The organism is Rossellomorea sp. ABR4_012 (genome assembly GCF_056159545.1).
On sequence record NZ_JBSWVK010000003.1, the window covers coordinates 379,036 to 403,438 of the forward strand.

General features: G+C 44.5%; 26 protein-coding genes. 14 read left to right on the forward strand and 12 right to left on the reverse strand.

Annotated elements, in window-relative coordinates; translation table 11 throughout:
* Positions 1-212: 212 nt before the first annotated feature.
* Positions 213-1,484, reverse strand: a complete 1,272-nt coding sequence (locus tag ACXAFV_RS14970) for a S8 family peptidase (protein WP_475127633.1) — start codon at positions 1,482-1,484, stop codon at positions 213-215.
* A gap of 1,061 nt (positions 1,485-2,545) precedes the next feature.
* Between ACXAFV_RS14970 and ACXAFV_RS14975 the strand changes: the two genes are divergently transcribed.
* Positions 2,546-4,090, forward strand: a complete 1,545-nt coding sequence (locus ACXAFV_RS14975) for a CPBP family intramembrane glutamic endopeptidase (protein ID WP_475127634.1) — start codon at positions 2,546-2,548, stop codon at positions 4,088-4,090.
* A 4-nt stretch (positions 4,091-4,094) separates the two neighbouring features.
* On the opposite strand, the gene ACXAFV_RS14980 is transcribed toward ACXAFV_RS14975, so the two are convergent.
* Positions 4,095-4,337 carry a hypothetical protein gene (locus ACXAFV_RS14980; RefSeq protein WP_475127636.1) on the reverse strand — a complete coding sequence of 81 codons (243 nt, stop codon included), beginning with the start codon at positions 4,335-4,337 and terminating at the stop codon, positions 4,095-4,097.
* 747 nt (positions 4,338-5,084) lie between these two features.
* Here ACXAFV_RS14980 and ACXAFV_RS14985 point away from each other — a divergent pair.
* The gene (locus tag ACXAFV_RS14985) at positions 5,085-5,843 is read left to right on the forward strand and encodes a TerC family protein (protein WP_475127637.1); all 759 of its coding nucleotides are present in this window, start codon (positions 5,085-5,087) and stop codon (positions 5,841-5,843) included.
* Between the two features lie 163 nt (positions 5,844-6,006).
* On the forward strand, positions 6,007-7,689 hold the full coding sequence (locus ACXAFV_RS14990) for a hypothetical protein (protein WP_475127639.1): 1,683 nt from the start codon (positions 6,007-6,009) through the stop codon (positions 7,687-7,689).
* Positions 7,690-7,786: 97 nt separating this feature from the next.
* Here ACXAFV_RS14990 and ACXAFV_RS14995 read toward each other — a convergent pair whose 3' ends face one another.
* Positions 7,787-8,623, reverse strand: a complete 837-nt coding sequence (locus ACXAFV_RS14995; RefSeq protein WP_475127640.1) for a YitT family protein — start codon at positions 8,621-8,623, stop codon at positions 7,787-7,789.
* A gap of 142 nt (positions 8,624-8,765) precedes the next feature.
* Here ACXAFV_RS14995 and ACXAFV_RS15000 point away from each other — a divergent pair, with 142 nt between their 5' ends.
* Entirely contained in the window at positions 8,766-9,434 is a 669-nt protein-coding gene (locus tag ACXAFV_RS15000; RefSeq protein WP_475127642.1) for a GntR family transcriptional regulator, read from the forward strand.
* 99 nt (positions 9,435-9,533) lie between these two features.
* Here ACXAFV_RS15000 and ACXAFV_RS15005 read toward each other — a convergent pair whose 3' ends face one another.
* The 3 genes from ACXAFV_RS15005 to ACXAFV_RS15015 form a co-directional block, all read right to left on the reverse strand.
* On the reverse strand, positions 9,534-10,298 hold the full coding sequence (locus tag ACXAFV_RS15005; protein ID WP_475127643.1) for an HAD-IIB family hydrolase: 765 nt from the start codon (positions 10,296-10,298) through the stop codon (positions 9,534-9,536).
* Between the two features lie 533 nt (positions 10,299-10,831).
* Complete coding sequence (locus ACXAFV_RS15010; RefSeq protein WP_475127645.1) at positions 10,832-11,440, reverse strand: FMN-binding negative transcriptional regulator; 609 nt, start codon at positions 11,438-11,440, stop codon at positions 10,832-10,834.
* Between the two features lie 131 nt (positions 11,441-11,571).
* Positions 11,572-12,066: a DinB family protein gene (locus ACXAFV_RS15015; RefSeq protein WP_475127647.1), complete on the reverse strand. Its 495-nt coding sequence runs from the start codon at positions 12,064-12,066 to the stop codon at positions 11,572-11,574.
* Positions 12,067-12,610: 544 nt separating this feature from the next.
* On the opposite strand from ACXAFV_RS15015, the gene ACXAFV_RS15020 reads away from it, so the two are divergent.
* Entirely contained in the window at positions 12,611-13,174 is a 564-nt protein-coding gene (locus ACXAFV_RS15020; RefSeq protein ID WP_475127648.1) for a sigma-70 family RNA polymerase sigma factor, read from the forward strand.
* Positions 13,171-14,190 (forward strand): DUF4179 domain-containing protein, encoded by a 1,020-nt coding sequence (locus ACXAFV_RS15025; RefSeq protein WP_475127650.1) that lies wholly within the window; start codon positions 13,171-13,173, stop codon positions 14,188-14,190. Before ACXAFV_RS15020 ends, ACXAFV_RS15025 begins: the two co-directional genes overlap by 4 nt.
* A gap of 366 nt (positions 14,191-14,556) precedes the next feature.
* On the opposite strand, the gene ACXAFV_RS15030 is transcribed toward ACXAFV_RS15025, so the two are convergent.
* The 4 genes from ACXAFV_RS15030 to ACXAFV_RS15045 form a co-directional block, all read right to left on the reverse strand.
* Positions 14,557-15,003 (reverse strand): hypothetical protein, encoded by a 447-nt coding sequence (locus tag ACXAFV_RS15030; RefSeq protein ID WP_475127652.1) that lies wholly within the window; start codon positions 15,001-15,003, stop codon positions 14,557-14,559.
* Between the two features lie 118 nt (positions 15,004-15,121).
* Positions 15,122-15,472, reverse strand: coding sequence for an S-Ena type endospore appendage (locus ACXAFV_RS15035; RefSeq protein WP_475127653.1), 351 nt, complete (start codon positions 15,470-15,472; stop codon positions 15,122-15,124).
* Positions 15,473-15,587: 115 nt separating this feature from the next.
* The gene (locus ACXAFV_RS15040) at positions 15,588-15,932 is read right to left on the reverse strand and encodes an S-Ena type endospore appendage (protein ID WP_475127655.1); all 345 of its coding nucleotides are present in this window, start codon (positions 15,930-15,932) and stop codon (positions 15,588-15,590) included.
* A gap of 405 nt (positions 15,933-16,337) precedes the next feature.
* On the reverse strand, positions 16,338-16,823 hold the full coding sequence (locus ACXAFV_RS15045; RefSeq protein WP_475127657.1) for a hypothetical protein: 486 nt from the start codon (positions 16,821-16,823) through the stop codon (positions 16,338-16,340).
* Between the two features lie 563 nt (positions 16,824-17,386).
* On the opposite strand from ACXAFV_RS15045, the gene ACXAFV_RS15050 reads away from it, so the two are divergent.
* Both ACXAFV_RS15050 and ACXAFV_RS15055 read left to right on the forward strand, forming a co-directional pair.
* Positions 17,387-18,577, forward strand: a complete 1,191-nt coding sequence (locus ACXAFV_RS15050) for an MFS transporter (RefSeq protein ID WP_475127659.1) — start codon at positions 17,387-17,389, stop codon at positions 18,575-18,577.
* Positions 18,578-18,934: 357 nt separating this feature from the next.
* Positions 18,935-19,282: a VOC family protein gene (locus ACXAFV_RS15055; protein WP_475127661.1), complete on the forward strand. Its 348-nt coding sequence runs from the start codon at positions 18,935-18,937 to the stop codon at positions 19,280-19,282.
* Between the two features lie 526 nt (positions 19,283-19,808).
* Here ACXAFV_RS15055 and ACXAFV_RS15060 read toward each other — a convergent pair.
* Positions 19,809-19,961: a hypothetical protein gene (locus ACXAFV_RS15060; RefSeq protein ID WP_475127662.1), complete on the reverse strand. Its 153-nt coding sequence runs from the start codon at positions 19,959-19,961 to the stop codon at positions 19,809-19,811.
* 130 nt (positions 19,962-20,091) lie between these two features.
* Positions 20,092-20,394, reverse strand: a complete 303-nt coding sequence (locus ACXAFV_RS15065; protein ID WP_475127663.1) for a hypothetical protein — start codon at positions 20,392-20,394, stop codon at positions 20,092-20,094.
* Positions 20,395-20,711: 317 nt separating this feature from the next.
* Here ACXAFV_RS15065 and ACXAFV_RS15070 point away from each other — a divergent pair, with 317 nt between their 5' ends.
* The 6 genes from ACXAFV_RS15070 to ACXAFV_RS15095 all read left to right on the forward strand — a co-directional run bounded on the left by ACXAFV_RS15070 (position 20,712) and on the right by ACXAFV_RS15095 (position 24,290).
* Positions 20,712-21,152, forward strand: coding sequence for a GNAT family N-acetyltransferase (locus ACXAFV_RS15070; RefSeq protein WP_475127664.1), 441 nt, complete (start codon positions 20,712-20,714; stop codon positions 21,150-21,152).
* Between the two features lie 159 nt (positions 21,153-21,311).
* Positions 21,312-21,581: a 30S ribosomal protein S14 gene (gene rpsN / locus ACXAFV_RS15075; RefSeq protein WP_475127665.1), complete on the forward strand. Its 270-nt coding sequence runs from the start codon at positions 21,312-21,314 to the stop codon at positions 21,579-21,581.
* Between the two features lie 24 nt (positions 21,582-21,605).
* Entirely contained in the window at positions 21,606-21,854 is a 249-nt protein-coding gene (locus tag ACXAFV_RS15080; RefSeq protein ID WP_475127666.1) for a type B 50S ribosomal protein L31, read from the forward strand.
* A gap of 56 nt (positions 21,855-21,910) precedes the next feature.
* Positions 21,911-22,285: a hypothetical protein gene (locus tag ACXAFV_RS15085; RefSeq protein ID WP_475127667.1), complete on the forward strand. Its 375-nt coding sequence runs from the start codon at positions 21,911-21,913 to the stop codon at positions 22,283-22,285.
* Between the two features lie 362 nt (positions 22,286-22,647).
* On the forward strand, positions 22,648-23,277 hold the full coding sequence (locus ACXAFV_RS15090; RefSeq protein ID WP_475127668.1) for a class I SAM-dependent methyltransferase: 630 nt from the start codon (positions 22,648-22,650) through the stop codon (positions 23,275-23,277).
* A gap of 122 nt (positions 23,278-23,399) precedes the next feature.
* Positions 23,400-24,290 (forward strand): fructose bisphosphate aldolase, encoded by an 891-nt coding sequence (locus tag ACXAFV_RS15095; RefSeq protein ID WP_475127669.1) that lies wholly within the window; start codon positions 23,400-23,402, stop codon positions 24,288-24,290.
* Positions 24,291-24,403: the final 113 nt, after the last annotated feature.

Genomic DNA, 24,403 nt, shown 5'->3' on the forward strand with positions numbered 1-24,403 from the left:
TTATTCTAATTTCCATCGGTAGAAAAGATGGGTCTGGTACTACACTTTGAAAAAGAACCGTGGGCCAGTCCCCACGGCCCTCCTCAAAAAGTACCGGGGAACCTGTCCCCATGGTCCTAGTATCCCGGATGCCCGGTTTCCTCGAGGCTTAATAATCAACAAAAAAACCTCCTTATCCTTATAGTCATGAGGATAAGAAGGCTTTTCACTCTTTATTGGATTACTGTCGGGAAGCCGAATCCAGAAGCGATGTCATCACCTTGTTCGGCATGTAAGCCTCCAAGGATGTCCTTCGCTTTGGCTCTGTTTTGAAGTTCTTTTCTCAGGTCTGCGTTAGATATGGACGGATTTTCTGCCCAAATCTTTGCGGCAAGTCCCGATACGTGCGGAGTCGCCATAGATGTACCGCTGATTGTATTATATTGACCATCATTCCATGTGGATAAAATATCTCTTCCAGGAGCAGAAACTTCCACATCCTGTTCTCCGATCACATAGTCTCCGTCTGTTGCAGGGTTTCCTCTGGAAGAGAAATCTGCGATGCGGAGGGTTCCATTTTCATTGGTATTCTCAAGGGCAGCCACAGCAACGGCATCTTTAAGACCGCCTGGATATCCAATCGTATTCTCATCAGGACCTGAATTTCCAGCAGCCGCTACAACCAGCGTACCGTTATTGTTTGCATAGGTGACTGCCTCGGAAATCAGCTCGTCCTTCCCATCAGAACCAAGGGACATCGAAATCACAAGATTCACGCCAAGGCGCTTTGCTTCATCGGACGCATGACGGATGGCAGCAGCGATATCATCAGAGAATCCCATTCCCGTATCGCCGAGAACTTTGTAAGCCCATAGCTTAGCATCCGGAGCAACACCATAAATACCTGTCCCTGCATCTCCCCCGTCAGCTAGAACGCTTCCGGCTACATGGGTTCCGTGACCGTGTAAATCAGAACAGCTTCCGTCACTTATAGGGGAAAGGAGACCAGTGAAATCCTTACACTGTTCATCGCGATTCTTTAAGTCCTGATGACTGATGTTCACACCTGTATCCAAGACAGCTACCCGGATGTTTTCGCCTCCGTTTGTTGCTTGAATGGCAGGGTCCTCATAGATTGCTTCAATTCCCCAAGGTGTTTGATCCTCAGGGGATACAGCATTATTCGAGCCTCCAGGCAGTTCTAACTGAACTTTTGATACTTTTTTAACGGATAGAAATTTGCTGTTTTGAAGAGCTTCATACTGACGTTGATTGACACTCGTTGAAAAAGTCTCCCCATCCAAATCCCATCTCGATCCGTATTTAGCCTTCGCCTCCTGCTTGGCCACATTCTTCTCCGCTTGTATGTAGACCCTGAATTTTTCCTGCCCCGTGTCTTCAACCTGTGACAGTTCGTCTGCCTGCACGCCAAAGGAAGGGACAATTAAAGAAGCACCAAGCAGGAGTGACCCTACCCATTTCCATTTTTTCTTCACGTTTTTCATCCTTTCTGTCTCAAATGTTAATATTCTGTATTTTCTTACAATATAAAACTAGCAAATAAATACAAGGGTGAATATAGGTTGTTATTCCTGTGGGAGAGAGGGAAGAAATAGGGTTTATTACATATATTGGGATACTCAGATGGGGTTCTGTTAAATAACGGAAGAGTTTTATCCCATAATACTTAAAAGGGACTCTGTGGGCATGAACGGTAAAGACTAAATATTTAGTAAATTATACTATGTTATTTTTTTGTAAATACTGCTCTGACGTTTCGTTCTGAAGACAATGAAAGGATGTAGGTCAAGGGAATAGGTCAATTGGTTCAGGCGGGGCACGGGACCTGTCCACGCGTCTCTCATATAAAGGAGATAATCTGTTGGCTGGAAGCTGCCATCCCCCGCTTTAGCGGAAGGATTCAAGCCGCTTTTCAGTTTGACGTGCCAGAAAAGAACCGGGGGACATATTCCAGTGTCAAACCAGTGCTGCCAGTTTAGAATGATTATCATAAGATCATATATTTTGATTTAGGATCGTATTTTTGGAAAGAGGATCATAAATTCGGAAAACGGATCGTATTTTTTGTCGAATGGATCATAAATCTCCAGTTTGGATCATATCCAGCTTCCAGGTCACTTTCAAGCGGGTCTTATTCAGAAAAAACGAACCCTTTTAATCTTCTTAACTCTATTTTTTTCTTAAACTCTTGTTTACCGAAAATTTTTTAATTAAAAATAGACAAATTTATGTTTTACAAGCTCAAATAAAATAAAAATCTGCTGAATGTAAGCTGAGTACCCCCGCTTTTAGCGGCAGGAACCAAGCATTTACAAGCCAGAAAAGAACCAAGGGACCTGTCCCCATGGCCCCTGCGTCAATAAAAAATACATATTTTAACATAATCGACACAATGTTGTGGCTGAATTTCTAATAAAGGTAAATATTCCTATATTTGTAGTAAAAAAACACGTACATTAAAAGTAGGAAAAAAATTACATAAGGTACTGTTGCCGGGAAGGTTAACATTCCCACCATCGTACCCACAAGCCCAAGGGGGAGTAAGATGGACACGCAGATGATCATTTCCGTCATTATTTTAATTACGCTGGCGGAAGCCGGTGCCGTCATCTTGTTTGTGAAATACAGGCGGGGGGACATGGATACGAACCCGTTTGTCACCATCTTGAAGAAAGAATGGGTCATCTTTTTTCATGCATTGTTTAAATGGAAGTTAAAAAAGAAAACTCCTCAAAATGTCCGCACTTACGCCTACCACAAAGGTTCAAACTATTTCTGGCTATTCATCGCGCTCCTTCATGAACAGGTGATCGAGGGCATCGTTTTTCATATCTACTTAAAAGAAGTGGATCCCCTCCGAGCAAACATCCTGGTGGTGCTCCATGTCTACACGATCCTCTACATGCTAGGCGATTATAACCTCGTTAGAAATTCACCTATTCAGCTAAAAGGGAACCATGTCCTGATGAATATCGGGGCGAGAAGGTCGCTGCGCTTTCACTTCAGGGACGTCGCAGCCATCCAGCCTGCAAAAACTCACTATCATACACACGGCGGCATGATCCATGAAAAGAATGTCTTCCACGTTACTGCACTACCGAGGGTGCTGACGCGGATCTTCGGGGTGACGGATGAGCTTAAATATGAAATCGTCTTTAGGGAACCGATTTACGCACGCGGCTATTTCGGCCAGAAAAAAGAGGTTAGGAAGGCCTTGATCTATATGGATGATCCCGAAGCACTCATCAGTGACCTCAAGGATAGGACGGCCGATTATGATGAGGCAGAAGAAATGGAAGAAGAACGGTTCACTGCTGCAGCTGTCGAAAGAAAACGGCCGGCTTTGATCAACTGGAAGGTGTATTTCACCCTTCTTTTCCTTAACATTCTGGGGGCACTTGCGATCGCCCCTTACGCGATTGCACGGGAAAACCTTCATGAAGTCATGGGGCTGAGCAAGCTGTCCTTCACCCTGTTTTATGTCGTGCAAGTTTTACTGGAAGCGGGTATCCTGTTGTTTATCGGGCTGTGGCTCGCTAAAAAAGTAAAGCTCACTGTCCCGATCATCGAGGTAATGTTCAATAAAAGCAAGCCGCTTCGTTCTTTTAAGATGAAGGGTATTTATTCTGCCCTGTACGGGATCCTTGCTGGAATCGCCATCAGCATCTTCAGCCTGATCGTTTCAAAACCGCTCGGTGTGGACAATTCCTCATTGAATGAGCCTGCCTGGTGGCTGGGCTTGCTCGGGTCGTTCGGAGCGGCCGTGAATGAAGAGTCAATCTTCCGGCTGTTTCTTATTACACTGATTCTTTGGATGTTCCTGAAGTTCACGAAAGGGGCGGTGACGAAGACGAAGATATGGATGGCGATCGTCCTTTCATCCCTGGTCTTCGGGGTTATGCATTACAGTGTAGCCGCTGCCAACTTAGAAATGAGTATGGGGATCTTCCTCAGCATGCTGGTGATAAATGGGATCGGAGGACTGGTGTTTGGAGCACTCTTCGTCTTCATGGGGTTGGAGTTTGCAATGATTGCTCATTTCACTGCGGATATTGTCCTTCATGTGTTGGGGCCGCGGGTGGTGGAGTAAATACTTAAGGGTGGCCAAACTTCTTAATAAATTCTTCATGTCCGCCTACAACTTGTTCAATAACTTTTTTAAGGTTTTGGTCAAGATCGTTCATTCTTTTGTGAGAATGGTTGTTTGAAAGATAGTTATTTGTCATTTTTAAAGAAATCGGTACAAACTTCTGTCCCGTGTCTGGATTGGTGATGGATACTTTTTTGAAATCGTTATCGAAAGTAAGTAGGAAGGCTGAATGACTTGCAGCTGGCATTCGGCCCGGTTCTAGTTCCGGGTAATAAAATATACATATATTAATAATAGCCACTTTTTAGTAGCTTTAATTCCTGAATGGGAGGGGACAGGTTCGTTGTCCCAATCGCAGAATGAGTAGGCTGATCCCGCTGTTCGCGGGGCTATTTGTTTTAAAAGTAGAGCCGAATCTGCTATTTAGCCTGCACCTCATTCAGTCTCCAAAATCCAGTCAGCTAAAAATAGACTCATTTATCTTTTACGTGCTTGGATTGTGGCAGGAAGAGAGGTCGTGGGCTTTCCATTGGCTAATCCAGCCTCCTGCGGATAAATTCAAGGAAGCAGGTCAACGTACCTGACCCCGTGGCCCACTCCGCCATCTACTCTCACAGAAAAAATAATAAAAACACCTACTTGACGATATATTCAGCCGCTTGCTATAGTTAACTTACAGCCACCGTTCTGGTGGGAAACGTGAATAGGAAAGACTCCAAAGGGGAGTAGCTTTCAAGTATGCCGTCATTCCGTGATGGGGTTCCCATCTCCGGCTCACTTGGCAACGAAGACGTTGCTTGCGAGACCTTTGCCTGATTAGGTAAAGGATTTCTTGCGTATAGATGCAGACCAAAGACCTTTACCAATCGGTAGAGGTCTTTTTCTATGGGAAAAAGGAGTGGTGTGAAGGGGATGGAAGGGTTGTGCTGCAACTTATCGCTGTATCAATGTCAGTGTGAATGCCTATCAAAAATGGAGAAATGAGGGATGACGGTTGGAATGGTCACTATTACTGGAGTACGGTTGGGTTTTAATGATTTTGATCGCTTTGGAAGGGATTCTGGCTGCGGATAATGCGCTGGTTATAGCTACTATGGTCCGCCATTTACCGGAGCAGAAACGGAAGAAGGCGTTGTTTTATGGTCTGGCAGGGGCATTCCTTTTCCGATTCGGTTCGCTGTTCCTGATTTCGTATCTCGTGGACATTTGGCAGGTGCAGGCGATCGGTGCATTGTACCTGCTGGGGATCGCTGCTTACCATTTAATTAAAAAGCACGTCATTAAGAAACAAGTGGAAAAAAAGAAAGACAAGGAAGAGCCGAAGGGATCCGGTTTCTGGTGGACAGTGGTCAAAGTCGAAGCAGCGGATATAGCATTTGCGGTTGATGCGATATTGGCGGCAGTTGCCTTGGCAGTGACCTTGCCTAAGACAAATCTTCCGGCAATCGGCGGACTCGACGGTGGACATTTTATCGTCATTTTACTGGGTGGGATCATCGGCCTCGTGATCATGCGATTTGCAGCATCAGCGTTTGTCGGCCTGCTGGAGAAACGTCCCGGACTTGAGTCGGCTGCTTTTGTCGTGGTCGGCTGGGTCGGGGTCAAGCTTGCCGTCTATACGCTGGCTCATCCATCCGTGGGGATCATTGCCTACGAATTTGCGAAAGGCCCAGTGTGGAAAGGGATTTTCTGGGCGGTGCTGATCGGGATTGGAATTGTTGGATGGGTGAAATCGAAACCGAAGGAAGATTGATCGTGTTAATGAACAGATAGAGGGTTTGTCCCCCTGTACCGAGGGCGGGCCCTGTTTTTGTTATTATTTTATAGTTTAGTAGGTAATAAGACACGTGTATTCTATCTTTCCCCATAATAAAATGATGAAGAAACCTATTGATTTGTTTAGAGAAGGGGAAATTATGAACGAACTTACATTACGAAATATGATGAAGCAGCTGCACAGTCCTGATCCTGAAAAGCGCTTTGATGCGATGGGAAGTTTCTATGAATTAAAAGAGAATGATGACCTGAAAATCCGGGTTGAATTGTTGAAGGATATGGTGAAGGCAGCGGCTTCTTCTTTTCCGGAGCGTGTCGACAGCTGGGATAACCCTTCTCTTTGTTTGATTGATTTTGTCTGTGATTATCCGATGCCGGAAATCATTGATGAAATCGTTCTGAACTTTGATCGGTTGGATCCGCAGGCAAAAGTCCGTGCCCTGGAATGTTTGTTATTGACGAAGGATGAAGGGATTTTTCAAGAAATCAGTGATAAAACGGTTCAATTGATTCTGGATGAGGAAGTCGAACTGCCGATCGAGGAGCTATGTGAGTTTCCGGTGCTCCTACGGGGGATTGTGGATAAGACGTTTGACAAAATTGAATCACCACATTATAAATTTATGATCTATGAATTCATTGCAGCCATCAATGAATCAGGGGTTGAGCCCGGGTATAAACGGTCTAAAATCTTACCGGTGCTCCTTGCGGATTATAAACAGCTGAGGGACGAGTATCAATCATACGATGCAGAATATCAGCCCAAATATGTGTATAAATCGTGGAAAGATTCCTATTTCCTGCTGAGGTACCGGATCAATATCCTGATCGGATTGATGAACTTTTATTTTTCCGAAGAGGCAGAGGAATATTTAAAAGAGGCTGTTTTGTTCAATGATCCGCGAATCAGCAGCAATGCGGCAGGCGTGTGTATAAATAAGAACATTCATGTCAGCGGGGACATCCTTGAAAGGCTTTCGTCCAATATGGAAAGTTCGGAAATGATGTATTGGGGGTTGGCGGAAAGCAAGAAAGAACATTTATTCCCGATCAGCCCGAAACAGCCGGTTCTGGCAAAGTCACACCTTTTCAGCCATCTCGTATTCCTGCGTGATGAAGAAGGGGAGCATCTCGGTATATATCCGGAGAATATCCAGGTCGTTGATTCAGTCGACACCGTCAATTCATACGGCCAGCCTCTCCGCTATTATCTGTTGAGCTTCAAGCATGAAGGGGAAGTCCTGGCGGCGTGGGCAGGAGGCTATATTTTAGAGGAAGAGGACGACGGTGCGGAAATATGGGAAGGCACCTACACCGATTTCGAACCTTTTCATGACAAAACTGTTGAAGAGCACAAGCAGCTGTTTATGAAAAAGCGTGAAGAGGATCATCTTGAAAGTGAACAGGCGGTATATTATGAAAGTTCCCCAAGCCTCTCAAAAGGATTATGGTTATTCTATGCCCTGCTTATTACCCATTGGATAAGGGTCTTCATGAACGGGATTGATGAGGATGTGTTCATTTCCATCGGTTTCACCGTTCTAGGCGGTATTCTGACAATCTATGAACTTTGGAAGAAAAAGCGGAGTGCCGTATCCATCGTCGGCAGGGAATTGATCAAGGTGGCAGGGGATAAGAAGGAAAGCATCCCTCTTCAGGAGATCAAGAAAGTGACTTACGATAAAAAGAAAATCAACATCTTCAACAAGGAGAATGTCCTTCAATTGACGATACCTATGCGCTGGGTGGAGTATGATGAGCTTCACTATGCGATGGCTGAACGTACGAGTCATTTGAGGGATCAGCCTTATATACAGGATTAGGGCTTGATCGTTTGTTAACGAACAAACGAACAAAGGGGCCTGACCCCCGGTACACTAAAGCATTAGTGCGCTGAGGGTCAGGCCCTTTTTATCTTATTTATGTCTTCGGAAACGTAAACCCTTCCCCAAACACATCTCTCACATCGTGCACAACGACAAAGGCTTTCTCGTCAATTTGCTGGATCATTTTCTTTAAGAGGAATAGCTCCTGCTTATTGATGACCACATACAAGATATCCTTTGATTCTTTCGAATAATGACCTCTTGCATTGATAACGGTCACGCCTCGGTCCATTTCAGCGCTCACTTTTTCAGCGATGTCGTCCGTCTGTGCAGAAATGATTGTGACCGCCTTTCTCGTATCGAAACCATCAATCAAGTAATCTAGGATCTTCGTACTGATATAAATCGAGATTCCGGTGTACATCGTATTTTCGATCCCGATCACAAACGAAGAGCCAAGGACAACGATAATATCGAAGACAAACATCGTCGTGCTGACAGCCCAGCCGAAATGCTGATTGAGCATGCGGGCAATGATCGTCGAGCCGCCCGTCGTACCTCCCGAACGCAGCACAATACCAAGCCCGAGACCGATGAATACCCCGGCAAACACAGTCCCAAGCATGATGTCTATGGATTCACCCATGCCTTCTGTCAATTTAATAAAAAGGGACGTAAAGAAGATCGCAAGCATCGTATACCATGTCACGCGTTTATTGAGCACCTTGTATCCGATCGCAAGGAGAGCTGCGTTCATCACGAAGTTTGTGATACCCGGCGACCATCCAAGGACATAATAAAGGGTCATCGAGATCCCGGTCACGCCGCCTTCACCGAGTTCGTTCGGAATGGCAAACAAGTTCACGCCAAGGGCAAAGAACAGGGACCCTACTATGATTAACGTAATTTCTTTCGCAGTTGTTGTATTCATGTCATCACTCCGTTCTATTGGAATACTAGGATACTATAGCACAGGGGAAATGTTTGAACAAGATTGTTCTACAATATTATTCGATAACTGCCAAACCCTATGATAAAATAGGAAAAAAGCACGTATAGGCGGGTTAATGTAAATGCGAAAAGAAACAGTCGAGCAAAAAGTGTACCACCTCATCAAAAATGCCATCTTGAACAGGCAGATCGCGCCAGGCAACCAGCTGGTGGAAAGTGCGATCGCCGAAAAGGTCAATGCAAGCCGGACACCGATCAGAAGCGCCATTGCAAAACTAGAGTCGGAAGGTCTCGTGAATGTGATCCCGAATAGGGGAGCATTCATCGTCCAGCCGACGATCGGTGAAATGGTAGAGGCATTTGAAATGCGAAAAAATCTGGAAGAAATGGCGGTCCAGAAAGGATTCTCGCATCTCGGAGAGGAAGAAATCATCCGGATGAAACAACTTCTTAAGGAAATGAGAACGGCCTGCGATCAACGGGAAATTCTTTTATATCAGGAAAAAAACAATGCCTTTCACCTTATTCTCGGGGAGGTAAGCGGCAACCGCTATCTCGTTGAATTCATGGAGGAATTATTCAACCGGATCACCATTTATATGGTGTTATATGATGTGTTCGATGAGGAGAATGAAGAACGGGATCTGCTCGAACATGAACGGATGATCAAACATATTGAAAGCGGAGAAGAGAAAGAACTCCAAACACTACTCATGAAGCATCTTGACAGCAGCTTGAGAAAGCTCCATCAGGATAAGGTCAATTATCAGTCGATTGGGGAGTTGTTTTAAAAAGGGAGTCCGCCTGATTGGGGCTGCTTAGAGTGAATGGTAATAGGGTCCTGTCCCCCGGTAAGCGCACGTCACCGGGGGACAGGCCCTATTTAGATTTTATACTTTCTCGAGACAACCGTAATCACACAGTTCACGAAGTTTGCGGATGATTTCCCCTTCATAGTCTCCCAAGAGGGAAATGGATTCATCTGCGTACCCGGACAGTTCTTCATGATGGCCGATCATGACAGAGTGCGTGGCTCCTTTGAACAGTTGGATGTCGTTTGCGTCATTTCCAAAGGCAATATAGTCACCGGACAGCTGCTGCATGGCTGTGAGTTTGTGAATGCCTTTTGGGCTGATATCGATGACATCTTCCTGACCGTGCATGTGGATGACCACATCCAGATGGGACAATTGTTGTAGCAATTCGTCTTTGTTGTCAGCGCTGAGAATCAGCACTTTGATGATGGATGCGTGGTCTGTCAGGCTGATATTGGATGCCCGTTTCTCAGGATCGAGATTGTTGAGGATGGGATGGCTGTCGCTTCCGGTGTAGGAATAGTCCCACTCCCCGTCGATAAGGTACGTCGCACGGTGATCGTTGATCAACTTCTTTATGTATTCCACTTGCTCCTGTGAAAAACTTCTGGCAAACGTAATGTTTCCCTCTTCTGAAATCAATGCCCCATTTCCGCCGATCAAGGTGTGATGATGAAAATATTCATGTAGTACGGGGAGCATGTCCCGTATCGGCCTGGCCGAGGCGAAGATGATGGTATGCCCTGCGGCCTCAAGATCTTTGAGGGCATCATTGATCCGGTTCGAGACGGGCACGCCTTTAAAGCAAATGGTCCCGTCGAGGTCAAAGACGAAGTTCATGGAAGGTATCCTCCTTTATGTTGGTAACAACCTAATATTACTATTTTTTTACTTTTGTTGGGTATCTTTTTGGCTATGGAAATTGTGCTTTTTTCAGTGAGTGGATGGGGAGGTGCTGCTGGTTCTAATATCGAGGGGAGTTTGTAAATAGTGAGTCTGCCTGATGAGGCGGGGATTTTCTTTTTGGAAGATGGCTCGAGATGACGGCAATTCTGGCGTTTTGATAATATATTTTGATTTATGATAATAAAAGTTGTGTTTTTGATAATATATCCGGATTTTTGATAATATCAGGTCCGTTTTTGATAATAAGTGGGGGCCGGCGGTTTGGTTTTGGGGTGCAGCCTGCCTGAATTGGGCTATATGCCTTAAATATAGACTGGAACCAAACGCAACGACGAATTTAAAGAGATTTTTTTGAAAAATAATGCTGCTTTAGAGCAAATTTACAAGGAAATCGGAGCATCCCCGAATGTTGGGCTTGTCCTCTGACACAAAACTGTGTGTCAAAGGACGAGCCTCATTTCTTAGCTCTATCCTCGATTCCGCTTCATCCACAACGCAATCCCCTGCTCATCCGTACGCGGGATTTTTTCCAGTTGCTGAATCACCCGATCTTGCCGGTTCGCAGGATGGTTTTGGCTTAATTTCGCTTTTCCTTCGATTTTCGTGATGTGCATTTTGAAGCCCTGGATTCCTTTGTTCAGGCCGGCAAGATACTTTGAATCGACATCTTCTAATTTGTAGGAGCTGTCAGTTTCTTCATACTTCATCACCAGATCCTGCAGGGATTCTTTTACCTCATCTTCATCCTCCACAAGCTCGATTTCGCCGTATACGTGGACGGTCACGTAATTCCAGGTGGGGACGGACTGATTCGTCTCATACCAGGAGGGGGAGATGTAGCAATGCGGACCTTGGAAAATGGCGAGGACGGTTTGGCTACCGATTTCCTTCCACTGCGGATTTGGGCGGGCAACATGTCCGTATAAACAGGTTTTTTCCTTATTCAACAGTAAAGGTAAGTGAGTGGCAAAAGGCATTCCGTTGTGTTGGGAAATGAGCGTCGCAAAGCCGTGTTCGTTTATGATGTCATATGCAATCGAGTTGTCTGTGATCTTAAAATGATGCGGGATGTACATGGTGTTTCTCCTTTCAATTAATCTATGACATACACATTCGGCGGGAAAGGGGGGAAACCCTTTTTTATGTTGAGAGAGGAAAGTCATCTCGATTGTACAAAAAAACCGGCTTCCGCCGGTTTCCTCTCTGCCTATTTTGAAGCATTCATCGCTTCCCATTCTTCTTTACTCGGACCATAGACGCCGGGAACTTTCAAATCGGCCTGTCTCATCAGGACTGTCAATTGTCCGCGGTGATGGGCCTGGTGCTGGATGAGCAGGCGGAATACGGCCTGAATCGGCATCTCCATCCCGAATAAATTCACCATTTCATTCATCTTTTCATCTGAGACCTGCTCAGATACGGCTTCCGTCAGACGCTGACTTACTAGTTTATAAGTTTCGCTGATTTCAGCAGCTGTGGCAGGTGCCTCTTTCCTTAGATCCGGAACCTCAAATGTGATGCCGACTTGAGACGGGAAGTAATAAGCGGCTCCCGTGATGTGCCAGGCGACACTTCCGATGCTGTACAATCCTGGAGCAGCCTCTTGCTTCAACGATTCATCGGTCAGTGCATCAAGCACCTTTTGCGTGACCGCTGCTTCCTGTTTCCATTCCTGTAAGAAATCATTGACTGTTGTAAACATTGTAATACCCTCCCCTTTTTTGAAAATACGGACTTTCTGCTTTATTGTATCATGGCAGGGTTGAGGGGGCTTGTTTGGAGGGCTGGGTTTGAGAGATTTTTTTTATAGAGCCATCAATTACTGGTCCAATTCGATCATGTACCTACCTGTTCGATCATAACAAAAATAGCTTGATAATATGACAGGGTGTTCGATAATAAAGTTGAGAGGCTGGCATCAATTCGATAATAGAACGGTCATTTCCGATAATAAATCTTTCGTTTTCGATAATAGTTTTGAAGAAATCGATAATAAAAGAGTGGATGGGTGCTGCCCGGCGCTGGAATTTGGTTGATTGTGCAAGGAATCGGGCCAGCATTACAATCATATGCCTCACGAAACAGAGGCTGAGTGATACATATACATATTCGGGCTATATTTTGTGTGTTTAATAGAGTTTTTAGCTGTGAAATCCGGTAATTTTTATTTTTATTGAGAATAACTCCTTACGCCAGTCGTTGTACTTTATGAAAAAGCTTTTTCAATAACAAAAGGAGCGGAAAAGATGAAAAGTTCCTCGACAAACTTTGTTACCCGGTTAAAGAAACAGAAAGAAGATGCACTTGAATTCATCATCGAAGAATATATGCCGCTTGTGAAGACGATTGCGGCGAAGATCCTTCACAGCATGAAGCAGCCAGATATCGATGAATGCATCAATGATGTGTTTCTGACGGTTTGGCAAAATGCGCATCAGTTTCAAGGTGAACCGCAGGATTTTAAAAAATGGATCGGCATGATTGCGAAGTATAAAGCGATCGATCGGTATCGTCAGGCGAAAAGGCGGATTGAGCGTGAGCAACCGGATGCCATGCTGAAGGAGAATGAGAGTGCCTTCCGAACGGAAGAGTCCATTTTGAAGCGTGAAGAGAGAGATGAATTATTGGCTGCGATTAGTCAGTTAAAGGATCACGACCGGGATATTTTTATGATGAAATATTATTTGGAGCTTTCGAATGGGGAAATTGCTGACAGCCTCGGATTGACGAAAGCGGCCATCGATAACCGTCTGTACCGCGGTAAGAAGATCTTGGCCACTAATGTGAAGGTAAAGGAGTTGCTGATATGAGCATGAAGGAATGGATGGAACTCGATGTCGATCAGCTTGAGTTACTGGACGTGACGGATGTGGAAAAAGAACGGGTGAAACAGCACGTATTGAAAAAACGCAAAAAAGCACCGGTTTGGCGCAGGGCTGCAGCGGCTGCTGTCATTATTATCGGGGCGACAACGGCAGCAAGTTTTGCGATCCCGTCTGTTGCGTCACAGATACCATTTATGGATGACGTCATCCGTTATTTCAACGGTGAAGACAACAAAAACTTTGAAACTTTTTCTACAGATATCGGTCTGGCAGAGAAGGATAATGGGGTGACGGTCATGATTGACAATGCGGTATACGACGGGACGAATATTACGGTGTCGTTTGCGATTGAAACGGAGAAAGATTTCGGAGAGGCGATGCACATCACAGGGCCGAATTGGTTTGAAGTCGCCGGGTCAAAAGGAAGCAGCGGCACGAATGAAATCACAAAGATCAGCGAAACGCGCTATGTCGGCTTATTTACCTTTACGCCGCACTTTGAAGATGGAGAGTATCCGGAAGAGGTCGACATCAGCTGGACACCTCACGCCTTTTCGAACATTGAGAATGATACAGAGGTTGAGGGGGATTGGTCATTCGCCTTTTCGCTGGAGCGCGTGGAGGGAGAGCAGAAGCTAGTGAATAAAACCGTTCAAGATAAAGATGTGACCTTTACGCTGAAATCGATTGAATTCACGGATGTATCCACGGTCATTGCCTACGAGCAGGCGGTGAAGAAAGAGTTCCATGAAAAGTGGCCGAGTGTGACTCCAGTATTCCGGGTCACCGATGATCTCGGTCATGTGTACATGGACGGCACGGGCGGCGGCGGTGTTTCGCACGATGAAGGGAAAACCTTTGAAGGAACGACCGCGTTCGGTACAATCCAGGAAGGTGCCAGTCAGCTCATCATCCAGCCGATTGAAATTGCCAGTTTGATGTCTGGGAAGGGGCATGAGGAGATTGAGCTGGATCCGATTGTGATTGAGTTGGGTGAATAAGGCGAAATTCAGTACCTTTAACGGGGGAAAAGTCATGTTTCCTTCCAGGGTTTTATAGTATGCATTATCCTCTTGTCTATAATTCCCTTAACATTTATAAGAGCCACGGGGACAGGTTCCGTGGCCCACCTGAGCCAATTGACCTCTCCCTGTGGCTCTCTGGAGTGCGGGGGTTGCTGAAGAATTGTTGATAATCAGTTCGGCCATGCACCGGTCAGTTGTTCAGCCATAGACGCCAGCATAATGTCTGACGAGGGGAACAAATAAGCTATGGTATAGGCAAATAAAAAAAGGATCTTTAAAAAGAAAGATCCTTTTTGTTTCTTAACGGGATGGAGTCAATATTCTAAAAATAAGGGAAAATAGTTAGAAGATTTTTTTTGCAATCAGTGTTGGGTTTAAATAAGCTGGTATATTCTGTACAACAGAAGGTCGAACGGTTATCTGATCAGAAGAATTTAATGTTATTAGAATGGTCTTAGATCCTGGTGAAGTAGCAAGAGCACTGGTGTTGGTAAAAATGATACGGGAAGTAGTAACCTCAGACCCATTAACATAAATACTGTATCGAACTGAGGAACCAATAGGACCTTGATTAGTCAATGAAAAATTAACTTCATATAAACCAAAGCTATTTACGGTTATTGTTTCTGTTGCAGGATCAGACGTCATTCCAGAAGTTGGTCCTGCATTAACGAATTGCAACGGTACATTGTTTGCAGCAAGAATGAATCCATCAGTACCATATAACGAACCAAATACAGGCTGCTCTTTCGGAAGGTTTATTGGAGGGCAACAAGGATTTCCACACACTACTAAAATATCCCCCTTTCAAATGCTAATATAGTTGATCTATCCAATTTATAAGGTTTACGTACCTATTAATGTTGAAATGGATGATGAGAAGAATTTAGTATGTTTATCGACTACATTATGCTAGAACACGTTTATAAAGAGTCATACAGTACGTACCGCTTTCTCCTACATCTGCAAATATTGTTAAAGAAACAGGGTTAATTACTGATAATGATACTGTAGAACCAGGTGTGGCTGATTCTGATACAACTGATCCATCAACACGTGCAATATTGATTGAAATATTATCTGGGCTTGCCGCTGAATTGAAGGCCTGAAACGCGCCTTCAAAATAATCGCCGGCAGGCGCTGACCATACTAATTGAGGCCCGGTCCCAACACCAACAAAGTTTCCGCAAATCTTCTCTTGAAAGAATTGTGCTGGAGGACAGCAGGCACCATCGGATCCACCATTTGAATTACACATAGCTATCTCTTCCCTTCACAAATTTTTAATGAACATGCTTTCGTTATTCAGGATAAAAACCAAATATAGGTTTGTCCATTTTGAAATACAACGTTTTATTTAGTTTTTATACACCTTATGCTAGAACACGTTTATATAGGGTAATACAGTACGTACCGCTTGTTCCGACAGGTGCTGTGATATTAAAGGTTGCTGGATTGATGACAGATCTAGAGATGGTAAAGCCGGGTGGAACAGTAAAAGGAGTATTATTACCGTTACCATCGATGACATTACCAGTTACGTTGCTTCCACTACTTGCAGAGTTGAAGATCTGAAATGTTCCTTCAAAGTAAACCCCGGCTGGAACTGACCATACGATTTGACCAGTCCCATCTCCTCTAAAATTCCCGCAGATTTCCTCTTGGAATATTAGTGCTGGAGGACAACAAGCTCCAGACGAATGTTTTTTGCTACACATCGCTATCATTCCTTTCTATTAATGTAAGAATAGTAATAGTATATGGAAATAAGTGAGAATTCGTTTGGACAGGTGTGGAAATAATAGAGTTTGTTTAATAGTTCTATTAAGTAGAGTAGCTGCGGGTTCAATAAGATAAGAATGGTCTCCGTACTTCCTGGGACAACTTCTGGAAGCAGCCTGGATTGAACAAGGGAGTATTGGTGATTGGTTAGGGAAAAGAACCATGGTACCTGTCCCCATGGTGTAAATTGCAGCCCCCAACCAGTGCCAATTTCAGTGTTAATTCGAGTGCCGGCCATTATTCAGGTTAGGGGGAGTAGAGTTCATATGCTGAAAACACTAACCCATAAATAAAAGAAAGCACTTAATTCAAGTGCCTTCTTCGTAGAAGTAATGAGCAGATTATACTGGATCATTTGGAGCAACAGGATCAGCTGGATAAATCACAGTAATAAAGAATCTCACTCTACTCGCAACTTCCGCTGAAGCGACAAGTTGATTCGCATTAGGAGCAGATAACGCCACTTCGCTGTTTGGTGAAACGGTCACATTTACTAGATTAACAGGTGGCAGACTATCTGATGTTGAAGCACGTTGTATGGTCACATCCACAGAGTTGGCAGAGAGGTTTCGAGCGATAACGGTCATTAGTCGAACAGGTTCATTTGGAAGTGAAACTCCTGGTGCATATTTAAAAATCGTATTTTCAACTAATTCCTGTATGGTACCACCATCTGTGGGTGGTGTTACACCCACGATTGCATCCACACAGAAGTCTTGGCGTATTAGCAGGTTATTACACTCTATCACGACATCACTATGAATCCTGTCATTGCGGCATACTTCCCCGGATTCTTCAGGACAATGGCTTGGACATTTCTTTCCCATAATCAAACCTCCTTTCAAATTGAAGCTATAATAGTAAATGCAATCCTAGTACAAGTTGTTACGGCTACTATCTTATTTCTACTAATTTATAAACTGAACTTATTTTGTGTACTAACTACCATAGCAAGATAAATAGAATTAATTCTGTAAAAGAATATGAATTCTTCCTTCTACTATAGGAATCAGAACTTAACAACGAGAACTCACCATTACAGTGGGGAGTTTTTGCTTTTCTGGAATAGACTGAAGTGAATGGTGGGGCTTGGGGGACGAGTCCTAATATTCACTTGTCTATAACTGGAAACCTCTATATAATAAAAGGGAATCTTAAACATAAAGGAGGGAAACTCATGCAATCGTTCACTGTAGACATCAGAGCCAGAAAGAAATATCTTGTTTTCATGATGTCTATTTTTGGATTTTCAGCTGCCAACGGGACAGGTCTGTCCATTTTTAGCTGAATATCCATGAACGATGTATGATTTCCTGAAAATAGCGAAAGCCGCAGGGGATGATGCCCTGCGGCTTTTTTTGACTTTTTGTTTAAGAGAGGACGACATTCAATGAAAACGAAAAACAATATATATTTGCTCTATTTTTATTTATTCTTTGCACAGTTATTTTTTGACCGCGCTTTGTGGGTCATTTATCTCGGCGATAAGGGCATGACGTTCGGTGAGATCGGGCTGCTGGAGGCGCTGCTGCACCTAGCCATCGTGTTATTTGAGGTGCCGACCGGTATGATCGCCGATTTGTACGGAAGGAAGGTCAGCCTGGTGATCGGGAATCTGTTCAGCCTCCTGTATGCACTGTTAATGCTGATCAGCGGGACGTTTACTGTGTTCACGCTCGCGTTTCTGTCGATGGGGCTGATGGTCACCTTCCATTCAGGCGCCGAGCAGGCATTTGCTTATGACACATTGAAAAATCAAAATCGAGAAAAAGACTATACGAGGGTGATCGGGAACATGATGGCGATTTCGTTATTATCGCTGAGCCTGGCGAAATTCCTAGGCGGCTTCATGGCCGAGGTCAGCTGGGAATGGGTGTACGGCTCGACGATCGTGACCCATGTCCTTGCCGTGATTCCGCTGCTGTTCATGAATGAGCCACAGCGCGAGAAGACGGAAGACATCGGCGGGCGCTGGTATAACCAGTGGGTCCATCAATTCAAACTTGGTGTGAGGGTCTGGAAAAACAATCCCGTCATCCACCGGCCGGTCGTGCTGTTCATCCTGGCGAGTGCCGTCATGGTAATCATCGTGTTCTATGGACAGGAATACTTCATTCAACTGGGCTACTCCTCGATCGTAGTAGGGGCAATATTCACGATTGAAGGACTCCTAGGGGTTGTGATGGCGAAGGTCGCGTACAAGGTGGAAGAACGGTTCAAGTTTTTCAATATCCTCTATTACGGGTTGGGACTATTCCTTTTGTTCTTCATTCTGTTCATCTTTGCCACCGACTGGGCGATCCTGCTGTCATTCCTGTTCCTCGCGCAGCTGCTGAGCCTGTTCGAACCGATTTTCAGCTCATTCATTCAGCGGTTCCTGGAAAGCAATGTCAGGTCGACGTTCCTTTCGCTGATCGGCTTGATGGAGAGTTTTGTGATCATGATCAGCTTTCCGTTGTTCGGATATGCGATTGAACGTAGCGGGTTTACAGATGGTTTTGCCGGCTTGCTGCTGATCTTTTTTGTGATGTCCGGCGGGTATTTGGCTGTTGGACGGATCAGGGGTCGGGGGAACGGGTGATGTGGATGGAGCGCGGGGGCAATGGTGAGTCACGCCGCGGGCCACTTCTCTATTTGAGTCATTGGGACAGGTCCTACGGCTCATTTCGACATTTGAAAAAACGTTCTACCTAAACGACACAAGAAATGACGTATGGATTGGCATGCGTCATTTCTATTTATTCGATATTTTTTTGTTTTGATATGACAATTGACATAAATTTCGGACAATACTTATTGTACAATTAAAAGAGAGTACCAAAACCAATGTCGAGTTAGGCGCTGTTTTGATTATCGATATTTTACATCATTCTTCTGCGGGCGTGAATGTTAAAATGGAAACAGTGTTAAAGATTGACGAGAGACAGGAGTGGGAAAGATGATAAAAGGTTTCGGAGGAGTATTTTGGAGAACGAAGAATATGGAAGATGTGAAAAGATGGTACAGTGAAGTGCTGAAGATTGATATTGAAAATTGGAATGGGACTGTGATAAAACCCGAACCAGGAAATGAAACGATCTTTTCATTCTTTACCGAGGACAGCAGTTATTTTCCAGCAGAACAGCAAGTGATGTTGAATTTTCAAGTGCATAATCTGGACGAGATGATGATGCACCTTGAACGGATTGGTGTACCGCTTGTAAAGGAAAAAGAGGTTAGTGAATTTGGACAATTTGTTTGGATTGAAGATCCAGATGGCCGACTGGTCGAGCTTTGGGAGAAATAGCAACAGGTGGTTCATTGAGGTAAGAAACTCGCCAATTCATAGGGCCAGACCCCCGCCAAACAAAACATTAGCACGGCGGGGGTCTGGCCCTATTTTTTTGGCTCTTTTTTGTGATGACGGACGGGTATGGCTGTTGGACGGATCCGGACTTGGTTAAAGGGATAGATTTTCAATCTCATTAAATTATAAATTGATGGCTGATTCCCGGCTGTAGTGTTGCCGGGAATCAGCCCTTTTTGTGTGGTTTTGTTTAAAATAGACAAATTCATCCCTTACAAGCCTGAGATTCAGGGGAAAACTCGGGTGACAAGCTGGTGAAACCGTGCCCGATGTCATCAATCAAGCCACTTTCACCATTTATCGCCCCACTTATCAGATTTACAAGCCAAATCACAGATTTACAAGCCACTTTTGAAAAATACAAGCCAAACCACAAAATTACAAGCCGGATTTCAAATATATAAGCCACTTAGAATGATTCTAATGGAATGTCATCAATGGAGGCAGGATGGAATTAGAAAACTCACTAGTCCCGCATCGCACCAGCTTCACGGGAAGTCATCGAGCCCTGTCCGGCACTCACATCTTTTTGGATTTGTTTTTTCACTTCCTGGGCATTGGTTCCGGCAGCTTCCGGTTTCATCGCTGAATCCAACTTCTGTTGTTGGTTTTGTTTCATGAAAGTTCACCTTCCTTAGTTGATTTAAGCTTTTATTATGAACGGAATGGGATGGGGATATGCGTTTAGGCGGCAGGAGAACCCACATCTGTATTACATAAAGACGGAGATTACTCGCTGATTTTAACCGTTATCCGGGTCTTTTAGTAAGGTAGATGTGAAGGGAAGAGAGCAATATGATGATTCCATTCAGTATATAGAGTCCTGAAAAAACCACCGCCAATATGCCGGCGCCCCAGCCGCTCTCATCAAATATAGATACGAACATAAGCGTTCCGAAAAAGATGATAGGGGTCAGAAATAGAAAAATGATACCAGCCCACAACCGCCTTTTAATACTGCCGGCCGATTTCTTGAATGCAAAATAGTTAAGCAGGACAAACACGAAAATCTCGAGAACAATCGTCAAAAACAAACCTAAGCCGTCTGACATTCAATTCACCTCTTTGTTGGAAAATAAATGCAAATTCATTCTACCATATAGATGGCTGTCTATTTAGACAATTTATCACTTGCGAACAAAAAATCCTTGAGCTGAAGCCGTTAAACTAAAGTCATTAAAAATATTTTTACTAATCATATAGAAAAATATGGTATGATCATTATGCCTGAGTTTATATGGCCATCTTTGTTAAGGGAGGCGTTCAGTATGAAAAACAAAACTGCATTGAATAAGGTAAAACACCAGGGGAGCACGCCTCATTAACAAAGGTGATGGAGCGGTCCCCTAGATCGAAAGGGGAATATAAGATGAATGTCAGATTAGATGAAATCAACTCTGAAAATTGGTATGAGTGCTGCGGGTTGGCGTTAACGGAAAAACAAGCCGAGTACATGGAATCAAACGCGGTTTCGATCGCACAGACGAAATTCGAACCGGGGCTGAAGGCATATGCGATATACAGCGATGGGAAGATGGCCGGGTTCCTGATGTTTAATTCAGTCAAGGAAGAACTTGACGGATACTGGATCTACAGGATCATGGTGGATCAATCCTGGCAGGGCCAAGGAATAGGGAAAGAAGCAACGAAACTGATGATCGAGGAAATGGCCAAGCTGCCGGTTGCGGACAAAATTGTGGTCGGCTACCACCCGGATAATAAAGGAGCTCATCACCTATATGCAGGCTTGGGGTTTGTTGATGAGGGAGACCGGTTTGGCAGGGAGATAGCTGTCGTTAAACATATATAGGAATGGGACGGATCCTCATTGAGGGACCGTCTTTTTTTGGCTTCGTTTTGCGAGGATCGGTAACTTTCAGTTGCATAATCGGAATGATTATGATTTAATACTTTTATACTCATTAAATCGTAATGATTACGATTTGAAAATAGATAGGAGGACATACAGTTGGCGAAGAAATCGAAAGTCGCAAAGGAAAAGAAGCGTCAGGAGACGGTGTTGAAATATGCAGAGTTAAGGAGAGAGTTGAAGGAGAAGGGGGATTACGAAGCGCTTAAGAAACTTCCTCGGGATTCATCCCCTACCCGCCTGAAGAACCGCTGCGATGTGACGGGGCGTCCTCGCGGATATCTTAGAAAGTTCAAGATGTCTCGTATTGCATTCCGTGAATTGGCGCATAAAGGGCAGATTCCCGGTGTGAAGAAATCAAGCTGGTAATAGAAACAAGGAGGAAAATGACGGATGAAAAAAGGAATTCACCCAGACTATCAAGATGTAGTGTTTATGGATACGAACAGCGGATTTAAGTTCCTGACGGGTTCGACAATGACGTCAGCTGAAACGATTGAGTGGGAGGACGGGAATGTCTATCCGCTCTTAAAAGTGGAAATCAGTTCCGACACCCACCCGTTCTATACGGGAAGACAGAAGTTCTCCGATCGCGGAGGCCGTGCGGAGCGCTTCATGAAGAAATACAATATGAAAAAATAATCGGAGGGGGCTGCATACATGTGCAGCCCGTTTCTGTCATAAGAAAGGTGTTAGGCATGAATGGACATATGATGGAAATACTGGCGAGAGACATCGTGCAGTCACTTCCTCCACGAAAGAGAGAGATGTATCAGTATATCGTCCAGCGGGAGGATGAACTTGCCAGGCAGGCTTCAACCTCGGATGAATTCATGGAACTTCTCATCCTGCACGCTCCCCACCGGCAGGCCGCCGATCACTTTCATCTCACATTTGGGGAGTTCATGGCGGAGATGAGGGAGATCGAAAAGGAGATTAATCGTCAACTAGATCAGAAGCTTCAGCAGGTGAAGTGGGTGGATTGTACGGATGTGATTGAGCGCGGGGAGCCGGGGGTATCCGATAAGAAGTACTTTTATTTTTCGGTTGGAATGGGATCGGTTCTTTGGTAAAGCTAGTCTTAGCGTATGGAAGGACATAGTTTGATCATAAAAGTTTCAAGACGCTCATAACAAGAGCTATTTGGTCATATATCCAGAGAATTGAAAATAAACTAAAGCTGCTTCCGGCCATTCGATAATATATTCCTCAATTTCGATAATAATTCTTTGGATTTCAATAATAAATTCAAAGAATTCGATAATAAAAGGGCGAGAAGGTTACTGATTTTGTCTGATTTGACTTGAAGGAGGATCTTTTTAACGATCGAATGCTAAATAGTGATGGAGCTACGATATAATTTGTAGAAATATTAAAAAATGGTCCATTTCAGTGTCATTAAGGCTGAAATTTTCATTGAAAAGGGTGTGTTTTCATGACAGAATTCTGGGAAGCAAGTTTCATACAAAATCAAACGATGTGGGGGTTCGAACCTGCAGACTCTGCCATCCGTACGAAGGATTTTTTCCTTGAGAAGAACGTGAAGGATGTGCTTATTCCGGGTATTGGTTACGGCCGAAATGCGAAGGTTTTTATGGAAAGCGGTATGAGTGCAACTGGTATCGAGATTTCTAAAACGGCGATAGAACTGGCGAGGGAAAGCAGAATGGAGATTCCCATCTACCATGGTTCGGTATCCGATATGCCGTTTGACAACAAACAGTACGACGGGATATTCAGCTATGCGCTCATTGACTTGTTGAGTGAAGAGGAGCGGGGAAAGTTTATCAGGGACTGCTACGACCAGCTGATACCCGGCGGATACATGGTGTTTACGACGATTTCAAAAGATGCCCCGATGTATGGGAAGGGCAAACAGCTCGGCAAGGACTATTTCGAGATCATGGAAGGTGTGAAAATGTTCTTCTATAATAGCGAGTCCATCAAGCGTGACTTCGGGGATTATGGGCTTGTGGAAATTTCGGAGATAGTGGAGCCCCATAAGAATGCGGAGGGGAAGCCACCGTTTCCGTTTATGGTGATAACATGTCATAAATCCAACTAAATAGAGATCCACCATTTCTGAAGAAAACATCCAATTCCCGCATAATATGTGTTAACTCCCGAAAAAATGGGGAACTAGTATAGAGGAAGGTTTACCAGAAGAATGAAAAAGGAGTGGAACGGATGAATCAGAGTCAATTGGATCGAATGAAGAATGGTAAAGGGTTTATTGCAGCGCTGGATCAGAGCGGCGGCAGTACACCTAAAGCGTTGGAAGCGTATGGCGTGATTGGGGATGCCTATTCGAATGACGACGAAATGTTTGAGCAGGTGCACGAGATGCGTACGAGGATCATGACGTCTCCTGCTTTCACCTCAGAGCACATCCTCGGAGTGATTTTGTTCGAGCAGACGATGGACAGCAAGGTAGAAGGGAAGTATACGGCGGATTATCTGGCTGACAACGGAATTGTCCCATTCTTGAAAGTGGATAAAGGGCTTGCTGAACAAGAAAATGGCGTCCAGCTCATGAAGCCGAATCCGGATTTGGATGAGACGCTTCGCCGTGCGAATGAACGGAATATTTTCGGCACCAAGATGCGTTCGGTCATCCATGAGCCGAATGAAGCGGGGATCAAGGCCGTGGTGGATCAGCAATTCGAGATCGGCAAGAGAATTATAGCGGCCGATCTCATTCCAATCATCGAGCCGGAAGTGAATATCCACAGCGGGAACAAGGAAGAGTGCGAAGAAATCCTGCGGACGGAGATCCTCAAGCATCTGAATGATTTGTCCGAAGATGAAAACGTGATGCTGAAGCTCACCATACCGACAAAGGCCAATGCGTACAAAGAATTGGTCGAGCATCCGCGCGTCGTCCGGGTGGTTGCCCTGTCCGGAGGATACTCCCGTGAAGAAGCGAATGAGAAGCTGAAAGAAAACGATGGAATGATTGCAAGCTTCTCCCGTGCACTGGCTGAGGAATTGAGGGTCAATCAAACGGGTGAAGAATTCGACGAAGCGATGAAGAGTGCGATTGAGTCGATTTATAATGCTTCTGTTCATAAAAAATAAAGCGTTTCGGCCTTCTGCTTCCTTTGGGAGTGGGAGGCTTTTTTATGTGCATCATGATCATACGCAGCTTTTTCGCATAGATTAAAGGATATCAACCGTCTTACTAGAACTTA